Below are 14311 nucleotides of genomic sequence, written 5' to 3' on the forward strand. Positions count from 1 at the left end.
ATATTTTAAGGTATCCTAATTCAATGATACAGATTAGAATACGGGTTTTAAGCCGTCAAAGCTATCCCAGATAAATACTTTAATCTGGTCGCCTGCTTCGGGGATGTAATCATATAAAGTAGCTTCAACAGGTACATAGGTACCAACAGCTTCTTCATATTCTAAGTATCCTTCGCCCATCATGTATAACGGACCGGCTTCTGTGTAAACTGCAACTAATACAGTGGTGTCCACTTCGTTCCAGTCACCAACCTGAACGGTGTATACCAAGTTACCGGAACCGTCATCAGATGCGGAAATCATATTTTTAGCGAAGTCGTATGCAAATTTAACGTCTTCGTAAGTTTCGTATGCACCGGATTCCAGCATAGCGCAGTTTAATAATGCGTTGTATGCATATTCAGGATAGATGAAGTCAGTTTCAGGAGTAACGGTGATGTCAGATGTTAACACATCGTTAAATTCTGCTAATGCTGCTTTGATATCTGCGGTAGTTTCTGCAGACTGCATAGCTGCTAAGAACATATCCTGACGGGTTAAGGTGGTGAATTCGAAGCTGTGAACATGAGTCATCATCTCGGTAGCGGTACCTGCATCTTCGTTTTCAGTCAGAGTAAAGGTCATGGTATAATCACCAGCCGGTAAGTATACTTTATCGGGAGTGATGGTTACACTTGCAGCTTCGTTTTCGTTTCCGAAGTAAGGCAGTTCGCCATCTAACATAACGATATCTTCATTTACGCCATCAGACAGAGTGATTACAACGCTAGGAGTCAGCGGTACAGTACCGGTCATAACAATACCATAGTAATCATCTGCAGGGATAGTTACATTGTACTGATAGGTGATGGTATCTGCAGTAGAATTGTTGGTGTTTGCTACATGAATACCCATGTAGTTATTTCTTGTGGTGTATTCAGAAATCTGGGTTAAATCATCGGATGCACCGATGTAGTCAAATGCCTGAATAAATGTGCCGGGTAACACTTTGGAAGTATCTTCCACATATTCTAAGGAAACACCTTTTAAATATACCCAGCCAGGACCGTCGTTACGAACCCAAACGGAGTTCACACCTTCTTTTAAGGTGATGTATCCGCCGGTAGAGTTAACGTAGTTATCGGGAGTCAGGGAATGTTCGGTAGTTCCTTTGGAATCAATGGTTTCCACGGAAATGGTGGTAGCCTCACCATAAGATGCTGCCAAAGTGGTAATCTGGTAAGTACCTGCTACTTTTGCAGTTACTTCAAATCTCTGCCATTCACCTTCCCGTAACTGAGTACCGTGACCGGAACCAATGGGGGGAGTAGTAGTGCTGTAGAAATGGAAGTCATAACCCATACCGCCTTCAGTTAAGGTGTCGGTATAAGGATTGATGGTAATCGGTCTGGGAGGAGTCAGCTTACAATCGTCAATGGTAACAGTAGCTTTTTCTTCCTCGGTTAACAGCTTGAATTCCACGCTACGTAATACATGGTGAGTATCACCTGCGGTGATTTCAATATGGTTGATACCTTCTTTTAAGTATACATACTGATAGTTTCCTTCAGCATCGGTTGCTCTCCAAGCACCTTCATCCTTAACAACATCGGTTGCCAGAGATGCACGGTAACCGTCATCAGCATCGGTATCGATGGTAACGATGGGGAGATTTGCAGGATCGGTAGTACCACCGATTTTCGCCTGTACTCTATAGATACCGGGATGATAAACCTGCAGTTCGTATTTTACAATAGAGCCTGCACCCTGAACGATGGTATCACCGTTGTTGTCATATTGGTACTGATACCAATAACCGGAAGAATCGGTCATATCTTTCATGGGGCTTAAGCTCATTTCGAAGGGATCTTCGGGAATGATATTCACGTTTTCTCTCTGGCTTAAGTAATCGTCAGAGTTGTTTAACTGATAGAAGGAAGCACTAACAAATTCAGTACCGGGTTCACCGGATGCAGTAATAATGTTATCGCCTTCTGCTAAATAGATATACTGTACGGGAGCTTTTTCTGCAGAGAACTCTACATAATCGCCGGTCGCAGTTTGTAAATGTAAAACGCCGGTATACTCAGCTTCCACTAAGTACATACCTGCTTCGGGAGCAGTAACGGTGTAGTTCACCCAAATACCGTCAGACAGGTTCATACCTGCATCGGTGTAGGGCGGATAATATCCGATAGAAGTGTAGGTATTCGCTTTAGTAACACCGTAAGTCCAGGGATTTGCTGCTTTATCCCAATCGGGCCAGCCAACAATAGAACCGGTCCAGCCTTCCGGCCAGGTGCTTTCGGTATCGTCAGCAGTACCAACATACTGGAAGTATTCTTCGTTGTTTTCTAAGGGTAAAATATCAAATTCGTTGAGTACAATACCGCCGGGCCCTGCATTATAAACAGTCAGCTCATTGTTACCTTCCTGCAGATAGATGAAATCATCATAGCCGTTGTTGTAGCTCCAATTAGCGGAATTCCATGCACCTTGAGGAGCGATATTGTACTGTGCATAATAGTCCACGCCATCAACCTGATTAATCAGCTGCAAGGAAGCGGTGGTGTTACTTGCCTGACCGTAACGAACCAGTGCAACATAGGTGCCATCAGCAGGAATATTATTTAAGGTATAGGTTGCAAAAGAACCTGCTGGGAGATAGATTGCATCGGCAACACCTTTGGTAATCACATTGCCGGTTTCATCTTTGGCACCCCAGTCGGTACCCAGTAATTCCATACCTTCATCGGAGCTCATGTTGGGAGCAAAGCCTTCGATAAATAAAGCTTCAGCATCATAATTGTAGTCGGGATGATTTTCAACCACACCGTCCCAACCTTCAGGGAAGTAACCGTAGTCGATTACCGGAGCATCGCCAATGTATGGTTTTAAGTTTTCCAGATTGGTCTGAGATGCTAAGTTAGCATTACCCATAATTGCTGCGGTACTGTTAAAGTTAATGTTAGCTAAAATAGTGGGGTTTTCGCTGGTGTTTTCGATAGAAATAACGTTTTTACCTTTTCTTAAATACAGAATTTCAAAGTCGCTTCCGCCTGCTACAGTAGTGTACAGAGTGTTTGCAGAGCCGGATTTGGAAAGTTCTGCATAGAAACCGGTATCAGTCTTCACTTTAATAGAGGTTGCATTAGCATCACTTAAATAAATGTAGGGATATACTAAACCGTTCCAACCACCATGTAAATTGGTGTCAAACACTAAAGTATAAACATCACCGGGCTCTAAAGTTACGCCCATACCGTGCTGATAAATGTTACCATCGCCTGGAGTAATAACCTGCTGATCAACTACGATCTGATCAAGGTAATCTAAACCGTTGTTTTCTAAAGCAGTAAAGGTTACGTTTACATCTGCATCGGTGGTAGCAACAGTGTTGGTTCCTTTGATTAAGTAAATGTAGCCGATTTCGCCTGCAGACAGATCTGCTTTGGAGCCGGTTTCGTTTTCAATTACAACCTCAGCATCAGCAGTTACTTTATAAACGCCTGCTTCAGCTGCTCTGTAAGTGAAGGAATCGGTGTAAACGGAAGGAGTAGCTTCCGGAGTGGGAGTGGGTTCTGCAGTCGGTTCCGGAGTGGGTTCGGGAGTCGGTTCCGGAGTCGGTTCGGGATTTAACTGAGCCCAAGTCATGGGAACCAAATCAGCAACAGTGTGGAAATCCTGATATTCACCAACACTGTGAATTTTGATAGTGTTCAAAATACCAGTGTTCACACCAATATTTTTAATGGTGATTTCCTGGGCACCGCCTCTGACATACAGAAGAGCAGTTTCAGCTCTTGCTGCATCCTGCCATGCTAAGGAGCTTGCATAGCCTGCATTTTTGTAAATCTTGGTCACAAAGCCGGTATCGGTAGTAACTTCATAAGTATTTTCTACCAGATCTGAAAAATAAAGATAAGGGTATACAATACCATTCATTCCCTGAGAAGGAGTGTAGGTGAAGGTGTAAGATTCGCCGGGAGCAAGGTATTTGTATAAATCTCTTGCAACCTCGTCCTCCTGACCAAATAAGATAGGTTGATTAGGAATGTTTACTTGATTAAAGTAATCCATACCATTGTTGTCTAAATCAGTAATGGTTAAAGCAGCACCATTTGTGATGTCTACTTCGTTTGCACCTTTTACCAGGTACATATAACCGGTTTCGCCTGCCACTAATTCGGTAACGGAACCGATTTCGGTGGTAATGGTGGTCGCTTTATCAGCGGTTACCGCATACACACCTGCGTAAGGAGCATCGTTGTAATCAACAACTGCATCTGCTGCACTTACGAAAACAGTCTGACTCAGCACACAGCTAAACAGCATAACGATTGCCAAACTGAAACTTAACAGTTTTTTCATTTTCATGTTGCCATCTCCTTTTGATGTATATTTTATTTTTTTTGCAAAATTGATATTGGGAGTTTTATACAAAAAGATATACTTCTCCCCTATTGTTATTGTAACATTTATGTAACATTCTGTCAATTTACTATACAGGACGTATTTACACTCAAAAAGTCCCGTGTATACATTATATAGTATAATATATACCAAATCCATCGAATCCCCATATTCTTGTTTGAGATATGGTACACACATTTTATTTTCTACTCCGGATTTGTTTTTGCAAAAATCAACTTATTTTTCTTGTTTTTTTCAAAAAAGGTATTGACAATTGAATCTGAAAGTAGTATAATTCTCTCAAATTTGAATATCACAAAAACGACTGTGACGAGGACGGTCGGACTTCTGAACCTTGAGAGAGTTGCCGGTTGGTGCGAGGCAATGGGGATGTTTTCCAATGACCCATCACCTCTGAGTCGAAGGACCGAAAGTTTTTATTTTTGATTACGAGTAGACTCCTTCCGTATTGCTGCGTTAAAGCAAAGGGCTTGTTAGAGCCCGGTGAGTGACGGATTTATCCGTAATTTGAGTGGTACCGCGGGTTGTTACAACTCGTCTCAAAGGGTTTCTTTTGAGACGGGTTTTTGTTTTATTCAAATCTCTTTTTAAAAATTCAATCAGAATCGAGAGGAGACAGAACAATGGATTACAATTTGAAAGAAGTTGCAGGCAGAATCAAAGACCTGCGCGAAGCAAAAGGATACACACCGGAAGAATTAGCAAAACTGACCGGCGTATCCAAAGAAGATTATCTGCTCTTAGAACAGGGCGAAACCGATTTTTCTTTTACCTTTATTTACAAATGTGCCAAAGCCTGCGGTGTTGAAGTGGTTGATCTTTTGGAAGGTACCTCCACTACCCTCACCTCCTTTGCCATCACCAGAAAAGGCGAAGGGTTAAAAATTATCAAAAAACAGGGCGTAGTTTATAACAACTTAGCGCCCAAATTTAAGGAAAAATTAGCAGAACCTTTCTTAGTAAAATTCCCCTACCTTGCAGAAGAACAAAATGCTCCCATCAAATTAAATTCCCACAATGGTCAGGAATTTGACGTGATTGTAAAAGGTTCTTTAAAAGTGCAGGTGGGTAACCACATTGACGTTTTAAATGAAGGCGACTCTATTTTCTACAACAGTATTATCCCCCACGGTATGATTGCCGTTTCGGAAGGTGGATGTGAATTCCACGCAGTGGTATTAAATCCTCAGGACGGACACTTTTCGGAAGAATATCCCGAAGCACCTTTTATCGCTGCAAAAGCAGCAAAAGCAAAAGAAGCTGCGAAAAAGACGGTTGCAGATGATTTTATTGAATCCAGCTATGATGAAAACGGCGTATTTAACGGCATCACCTTTAAAAATGACGATAAATTCAACTTCGCATTTGACTGTGTGGATGCTATCGCAAAAAAAGATCCCGACAAAGTGGCAATGATGTGGGTTGCAAATGACAAAACCGACAGAAAATTCACCTTCTCCGATATGAAAAAATATTCTGCGAAGGTTGCCAACTATTTTGAATCACTGGGAATCAAACGCGGTGACACCGTTATGCTGGTGTTAAAACGTCACTATCAGTTTTGGTTTAGTATGTTGGCTCTTCATAAAATCGGTGCAATCGCAATTCCCGCAACCAATCAGTTAGTAGAACACGACTTCACATACCGTTACAAAGCAGCAAAAGTAAAAGCGATTGTTTGCACTGCAGACGGAGATGTTGCATGCGAAGCAGAAAAAGCTGCAGCAGAATTTCCCGATATGATTAAAGTAATGGTTGGCGGTTGCCGTGAAGGTTGGCACGATTTCAACGTGGAAGCAGAACGCTTTTCCACCCATTATTTCAGAAAAGAAGATACACCCTGCGGTAATGACCCGATGCTGATGTTATTCACTTCCGGTACCACAGGATATCCCAGAATTGCAACTCACTCGTATAAATATGCATTGGGACACTACCCTACTGCAAAGCATTGGCACAATGTAAATCCCGACGGACTGCATTTCACCATTTCCGACACCGGTTGGGGAAAAGCTCTGTGGGGTAAATTATACGGTCAGTGGTTATGTGAAGCAGGTGTATTCACTTATGATTTCGACCGTTTCCATTCCGAAGATATTTTACCCTTATTCAAAAAATACAATATTACCACCTTCTGCGCACCTCCGACCATGTATCGCTTCTTCATCAAAGAAGATTTATCCAAATATGATTTATCTTCCATTGAATATGCTACCACAGCGGGCGAAGCATTGAATCCGGAAGTATTCAACCAGTTCAAAAAAGCAACCGGTTTAACCATTATGGAAGGATTCGGGCAGACCGAAACCACCTTGTCCATCGCAAACTTCGTAGGTTCCACTCCTAAAATTGGTTCTATGGGACGTCCCAGTCCATTGTATGACGTGGTTCTCTTAGACGGAGAAGGAAAAGAATGCCCCATTGGGGATACGGGCGAAATCTGTATCCGCACCAAAGAAAATGTTCCTTGCGGATTGTTTACCGGCTACTATTTAGACGAAGAAAAAACAAAAGATGTTTGGTACGACGGCTACTATCACACCGGCGACCAGGCTACTATGGACGAAGACGGTTATCTCTGGTATGTGGGCAGAATTGACGACGTTATCAAATCTTCCGGTTACAGAATCGGACCCTTCGAAATTGAAAGTGTTATTATGGAACTTCCCTACGTGCTGGAATGTGCAATCACTGCAGTTCCCGACGAGGTAAGAGGTCAGATTGTAAAAGCCACCATTGTTCTGGTAAAAGGCACTGAAGGAACCGATGCCCTCAAAAAAGAAATCCAGGAATACGTTAAAACTCATACCGCACCTTACAAATACCCCAGAATCGTTGATTTTGTGGATGAATTACCCAAAACCATCAGCGGTAAAGTACGTCGTGTAGAAATCCGTAATAAAGACCTGGAAAAGAACAAATAAAGTTATCAAACACAAAAAATCCTCCGAAAAAATCGGAGGATTTTGTTCATAACAGGAAAAAACATTGTTACACCTTATGTTAAAATAAAAATGTTTTTACACCCAAGAATTTCCCAAAGGACCCAAATATTATGCAGTGTAAAACCCAATATGCAAATAAAAATACCCCCAACCATCTATAAAATGCAAATCCGAATAAACTATCACTTCTCCCCAAAAATCTGACACTGTTTTATTTGGTTAAGATAAAAGGATGAAAATTTTCCCGATAAAACTTGCTTTTTTTTTAAAAACGTGGTACAATGTCAAAAAAGGAGCGTGAAATAATGCCTCAGGCGTTAGGAAATGAGATTGCAAAAGACTGCTGTCCCGAAAAATATTATTGCAAAAGAAGTTTATATCAAGATATTATACCAATTATTATTGCTGCTGTAATTGTTGCATTTTTCTCTAATACACTCTTAGATTCCGCAGGGTTGGCTTGGTATTGGAATTTACTGATAGAGTTCCTTTTTGTGGCACTGTTGGGCATAGCTTTCTATATGGTATATAGCGGCATTAAAAAAAGATTGTCACAAACTTATCTTTGTATCTGTGAAAAAGGAATTTCCGGCGTTTGTGCCATAAGTGGCTACAAAAATGAAAAATTTTCGATTCGCTATGAAGATATTACCGGGGCGAGTTATCAAGGAGACACAGCAACCATTGAAACCAAAAAGGGAAAATTTACCTTTGTTTTGGAAAATGCTCCCAAAACGGTAGAATTGATTTACAAAAAAGCTAATATTTGAGAAAATATATCATGATCAGATTCTGCTCAAGCATCCGTTTGAGCAGAATTTTTTTAGGAAAAATCTGTTGATTATGCAAGAAAATTCTTGATTTTTGTATTTTGATGTGCTATAATGATTCTGTCTAGTATTTAGAAAGGAGAAGTCTGCCTGTGAACCATATTTTCAAAAGAATTCTGACTGTTTCTGCGATTGTATGTATGTTGTTTTCTTATCAAACCGTGTTTTCGGAAAACAAAGCAAAACCAGAAACCCAAAACACAGCAGCAATCGAAACACAAAGCGCCGAATCAAATGGAACGCAAAGCACAGCTGTCGCTGAAACGAAAAGTGTTGTAACAGAAGAACTTCCCCTATACGAAAAGCTCGGATACCAGGAGGATTTTGAATATGCAGATGAAATGATCGGTCACGCGTTAAAATCCACCGTAGTATATGTTACGCAAGAATGTGAATTCACCTTTACATATAAACCTTTGGTATTAAAAACAGATCAGGTAGCTACCTTAATAACAGCTTATCCCAATATTTCCAAAAAAACAATTGCTGCCTTTATTTTAAAAAATTACAAAGATTACTTTAAATATGGCACCGAGGAAACTGTTACCCAACAGTGTATCAGCCAGGGTAGCGGTGTAATTCTCGGAGATCACGGCTATATCGCTACCAATGCTCACGTTGTGGAGGAACCTACTGACGCTATGTTAGAAGAATATGTTTCCGGCATCGTGCAGGAGTATTGGGATGCTGATTTGGAAGACATCGTTCAGGATATGGCTGACAAAGGTCTTACCATCACCATGGATGATTTGGATTTTATTGAGGAAGACAGTGTAAGTTACCCATATGACAGCAGTGATTTCACTTGTGAAATCACAAGCACAAATATGAAAATTTCAATCCCAACTTCAGATGGAAAAACCGATCTCAGAAGTGCCAACACATATGCGGCAGAAGTGATTAAACAAGGAATATCCAGTGGAGAAAACGCCGAAGGTCTCACCCAGGATATTGCAATTTTGAAAATTGAAGAAGATAATCTGGTAGGGCTTTCCCTGTCCAACACCTATCCCGAAGTAAACAGCAACATTGTATCAGGAGGATTCCCGGCTGCTGCCAATGAAATTTTTGAAGAAATCGGCTATGAATCCACCTTGAGTGCAACCATCGGAACCGGTAAAGTTGCAAGACATATTGCCGTAAAAGGAACTGACTATAAAGCAATGGAAATCACCACCACGATTTCTCAGGGAAGCAGTGGCGGTCCTTCTGTGGACAATCATCTGCAAATCGAAGGATTAAACACCTATTCCAACAGCTCCGATACCCGATTTTCCTATATGGTTCCCGCGGAAGCAATTCTCGATATGGCTCAAGGTCTTGAGATTGAACAAGGTGAAATCTCAAAAACCTTTTTAACGGGCCTGCAAATGTTGCAGCAAGGATACGGCAAGGCTGCAAAGGATTGTTTTTGTGCCGTTCAGATGAAACGTCGCTCAATCCCCTATTTGGACAATTTAATCCAATTGGCTGAAGATGCTTCACAGGAATCCCCTTCCCCGGAAGAAACGAACGACAACGCACTCCAACCCGTTCAACAATCTGTCAGCTTCCCCGTAATTTTGGGAATTGCATTACTAGTTATTGCACTAACTGTGATTGTATTTTGGGTATTGAAATCTAAAAAAGCAACCCAAAAGCCAACGGGTTCGGAAACAACGATTCCTGATACAGCAGTTTCGGATACAGCCGTTGCAGATACGATAGTTTCAGATACAAACGAAACACCCCTCGAACCGCCGGTGTACATTTCGCCTGAATCATATACTTCACCGGAAGATTACAGTAAAGCGAATGATACTGTAGCAGAAAATGATCCGACATTAAAATCTCTTTCAACTCCCCAACAGCCGGAAACCGAAAATTCCGCTTCTGACTTCGAATCCTTTTTCACACCCGGGACAGACCTGGATTTGTAAATCGCAACTGTATTGATCAAATTATCTGATAAAATACAAATAAAATACACAGAAAACTGATTGACAGAGTAATTTTTTAATAACATATCAAGAATGTATTCTTAAAATTTATCGGGATACATTATGTGGAGGTAACTTATGAAAAAAATCTTATCACTTTTATTGGCACTTCCTGTCTCCATGGCACTGATTACAGGATGCGGTTCTGACAATAGCTATCAGCCTCAGGCTGATATTCAAACTTCACCTCTTTCTAACGCTCCTACGCCTACTCCCGCTTCTCCCTCCGAAGATGCATCCGAAGAAGCAAAGAAAGATGCAATTTACAAATACTTACAGGAAAAAAGCAACTATCAGGCTCTCGAAAAGATTCTATCAGTAGAAGAGCAAGAATACCAAGATGAGATTGTTGAATTTGTTGATGAATTATATCGCGAAATGATTACTTGCCAATTTCATCAATTTCTTCCAGTACAGAATGAAACCGATGCTTACACGGTAGAAGTGGAAATCACCCAAAAAAACTTCGATGACTTTAACATAAACAACGCTATCGAAAATGCATCAGAATTCATCAATGTGGATAGCGTCATCGAAAAGTTAGTGCTGACAGAAGATATGAGCGAAGATGAAGCTTATAAAGAACTGTTCCCTGCTATGCTGGATGAAATGAAAAACAATGCAAATGAATTTCTTAAAGATGCAAAACAGAATGATCCGATTTTCAAAACCTTTAAAGTAACAAAAGTGGATGAAAACTGGACTGCGCAGGAAATCTGATAACAACGAAAAAAAAGAACTATCTCAATTGAGATAGTTCTTTTTTCTTTTAGAATGCTTGTGTTTCAACCCATAAAAAGAAGGCTCTGAACCGAGCCTTCCGAATTTCATTGATTAAACAGCGGGAGTAAACAGAAACTCTGTTACCGATGCCGCAGGATAGAACATTGTTCCGTTGATATAGGTTAAAACCAGATTACCGTCTACTACATCCCAATAATAAATGCCGTCCACATCGGTGTGAAGACCTGTTACTTCCGGCATTTTAGAATCTACGGTCTCTCCGCCAAGTTCCAGACGCAATCTCTGATCAGACAATATTAACCAGTTTCCTGTGTAAGCACCACTCACAGTTTCAGAGGCAAAAGAAAGCTCGACACAACTGTCGGAAGAAACTGACAAATTCAACTGATAGGTTTCACCGTTAGCTTCCGCAACAGTAGCTGTCCAGTTTCCGCAAAAATCCCATTGAACAGAGGAATCTAATCCGTTGAATTGGGGCATCAGTTCATAAGGAGTAAATTCAAAAATCAATTGCTCGGAATTATCCAGTATGCCGTTCTCTAAAGAAAGACTGGGACTATATTCCACAGAAACATCACCTTTTTTAGCTACAACCATCAGGTTCGACATAATATCACTGATATTTCCGCGAATTAAAATGGGTTTCCCGTCATCTTTTGACAAAAGCTCTTCTGTTTTTTTCAATTGAGTTGCCTTCTCATTCATTTCCGCTTGATAAACGCTAATTGAAACATCACTGTTCGCCGGAACCACACAGTAAAGTTCTGAGCCTTCATTTTCAACAAAATGAGATTTTTTAATTTCTTTGATAAAGGAATATACCTTGATAAATTCTTGTGATTCAACGTAAGCTTTTACAGCTTTGAAATCTCCATCCACAGCTCCAAGGTAAGCCACACCAAACAACTTATCAGTAGCTTGAACCTGTTCCTTGATATTGTCCAGAGAGGGATCTTCTTCAGTAGCACCGCAGGATGTCAACAATAATAAGCTCAACAAGATGCAAAACAGTTTTTTCAAATTCTTCATAAGAAATTTCTCCTTTTTTCTTGTTCGTAAGACATTATATCACAAAAGTTATCATTTGTAAAGATTTTCTTTCCATAAAAAACGGTACCCTTTCGGATACCGTTTTTTCCGTTACTCTTAATATTTTTTCCAGAATTTCATAGACGCTTCACAAGCTTTTCTCAAATCACCGGAAGGTTTGGTCCGATAATTTTCGGTAGACAAGGTGAACACGTAATCCTGTTCGGTAAAGCTGATGTTGGGTTCTAATCCCTGATGTTCTCTACCGAAATGTAAGGATAACCAGGTGAAGTAAGCCATCCAACGTTTTTTATAGTAACCGGAGAGCATACCGTCATATTCACGGAATGCATAGTCTCTCAAACGGAAACGTCCGGGTTTACCACACCAGAGTGTCATCATATTCTTCACGTTATATTCAAAAATTCTCTTTTCGGTATCGTTTCTGCCGTAGTCTCTTGCACGCTGAATCCAAGCACCCAATAAGGTGTGTTCATTGGTACGAACAACTGCTTCCTGCAGGTCATAAAGTTTTAAGAAACGACGTGCTTCTTTTTCAAACTGTGCGCGTTTACCGCCTTTGTATGCGTTTTTCATTGCTTCAATGATGTCCCAACCATAGTCAGCATTTGCCTGACGGCACAGTTCCATCAAATCGAAACGATAACATTCGTTGTCTTTTAATTTGTCGTATTCTTTTAACATCAAAGCAGTTGCTTCCTGCAGAATTTCGATGGGATACGGGCTTCCGCCACGGGATTCAAACCAACCAACAGTACGAACATTGATGTTGGGGCAAGTACACAAGGAAGAAGATTTACTTGCATTGTATGCAAATCCTTTCCACAGAGTGTAGATATTATCAATTACCAAATCGTATGCTTTTTTGATGTTTTCGTTGTAGTAACCGTATCTTGCCACAAAGAATTTTTCAACAAAATCGTTCTGCTTCATGGGTTTTTCACGGATGGTGTTGGAAGCTAACACATCATAGATAATTTCGTCGGTTTCAATTCCTTCCATCGCCATACCGATACCAACCATCATATCGTTTAAGGAACCGGGCTGCTGCAATTCAAAGGGCTGATTCAAAAATTCGGGAATGTTACCGGTGAAACGCTGAACACCACCGAAGTTACCAATCTGCATATACATATACGGATAGTCGCCAAACAGCTCTTTTGCTGTGTTAACAACACGGTCACCGGACAGAAGACCAATTAACACTTCTTCGTGTTTTAACACGTTTAACAGTTCCTGTCTCGGATTACCAACCCAACCCTGATAGAACCAAACATTACCGTCGGAATATTTTTTCATAGTTTCGATATTGGTTTTGGAATATTCCGCAATATCAATACCATCAGTAATACCGCCTTCATGGAAGGGGTCACCGCCGAAGTAATGAATTTCGCCAAAATGTTCTTTGGATTTTCTGTAATAGATTTCCGCCATTCTGTCATATAAGGGGTCATGCACATCAATCAACGGAGGACGGTCTCCTTTTTGTGCCAGATTCCAGGTACCCTGTGCATAAATTTTTGCTTCGGGATATTTATCGCAAATGTTGTTAGGCACTTTTCCGTAGAATGCGGGACGGATGACATCACCGCCAAAATCACGCAAACGTTCGGTCATTTTGTTTGCCAGCATTTTCTGGTCTTCATACCACCATTTGGGGATATCACCGCCAAATTCGCTGATGTTCCCCATAATCTGCCAGGGCAACATCCCTGCGCCACAGATATCGTCATTGGCTTCTGTTTCGGTATAGCCGATTTCCATCAGCATATCTCTCCACACGATTTCATGACCTAACTGGTTTAATACCAGGTTGATCCCTGCCAAAAGCATCCAGTCAATCAATTTTTCATACTGTTCCCATTTCCAATAAATGCAGGTGTAAACATAGGTACAGTAGTTCATAAAGTAACGGTATAAAAATACCGATTTATTTTCAATCACTTCTCCAACTACCGGAGGTTTTTTCGGTAAACCTTTCACATCCTGAGTAATAGGACCGTAAAACACGTGACATTTTTCTTTCAGATATGTATTGAACGCAACGGCAGCCGCAACCCCGGAGGTTGCTTCGATGACAACTTTGTCATCTTTATCGTACATTTTATATTGGTCCATACCGGTTTTTTCTTCTGCAATCTGTTTGATTACAAATGTATTGCGGTATGTTTTGGATCCGGTTACACGCTCAATTAAATCCAGCACTGCTTGTTCTTTCAAGGTAGTGCCGAGGTTTTGCTTTTTAACTTTTGCAATTTTGTCGAAAACTTTCTTATCCATAAAAAGTACCTCTCTTTGTCCTTTTTGTTTTTTGTAAAGGACATATTTTCCAGTAATAGTATAATATATT

At 40.7% G+C, this 14311-nt stretch carries 7 protein-coding genes; 4 read left to right on the top strand and 3 right to left on the bottom strand.

The genetic code is table 11. The features are described 5' to 3' along the window. Positions 1 to 33: 33 nt before the first annotated feature. Positions 34 to 4356 carry a hypothetical protein gene (locus tag E7413_03340; protein ID MBE7018896.1) on the bottom strand — a complete coding sequence of 1441 codons (4323 nt, stop codon included), beginning with the start codon at positions 4354 to 4356 and terminating at the stop codon, positions 34 to 36. Positions 4357 to 5036: 680 nt separating this feature from the next. On the opposite strand from E7413_03340, the gene E7413_03345 reads away from it, so the two are divergent. From E7413_03345 to E7413_03360, 4 genes are all read left to right on the top strand, one after another. Further along, a complete protein-coding gene (locus E7413_03345; protein MBE7018897.1) occupies positions 5037 to 7337 on the top strand; it encodes a helix-turn-helix domain-containing protein in 2301 nt (766 codons plus the stop codon). A gap of 326 nt (positions 7338 to 7663) precedes the next feature. Continuing rightward, entirely contained in the window at positions 7664 to 8128 is a 465-nt protein-coding gene (locus tag E7413_03350; protein MBE7018898.1) for a hypothetical protein, read from the top strand. A gap of 152 nt (positions 8129 to 8280) precedes the next feature. Then, on the top strand, positions 8281 to 10107 hold the full coding sequence (locus tag E7413_03355) for a trypsin-like peptidase domain-containing protein (protein ID MBE7018899.1): 1827 nt from the start codon (positions 8281 to 8283) through the stop codon (positions 10105 to 10107). Positions 10108 to 10245: 138 nt separating this feature from the next. Then, positions 10246 to 10887: a hypothetical protein gene (locus E7413_03360; GenBank protein ID MBE7018900.1), complete on the top strand. Its 642-nt coding sequence runs from the start codon at positions 10246 to 10248 to the stop codon at positions 10885 to 10887. A gap of 114 nt (positions 10888 to 11001) precedes the next feature. Here E7413_03360 and E7413_03365 read toward each other — a convergent pair whose 3' ends face one another. Both E7413_03365 and E7413_03370 read right to left on the bottom strand, forming a co-directional pair. Continuing rightward, entirely contained in the window at positions 11002 to 11940 is a 939-nt protein-coding gene (locus E7413_03365; protein MBE7018901.1) for a hypothetical protein, read from the bottom strand. A gap of 117 nt (positions 11941 to 12057) precedes the next feature. Next, the gene (locus tag E7413_03370) at positions 12058 to 14241 is read right to left on the bottom strand and encodes an alpha-N-acetylglucosaminidase (protein ID MBE7018902.1); all 2184 of its coding nucleotides are present in this window, start codon (positions 14239 to 14241) and stop codon (positions 12058 to 12060) included. Between the last annotated feature and the right edge of the window lie 70 nt (positions 14242 to 14311).

The organism is Oscillospiraceae bacterium (genome assembly GCA_015068645.1).
Lineage (GTDB): Bacteria > Bacillota > Clostridia > UMGS1840 > UMGS1840 > SIG452.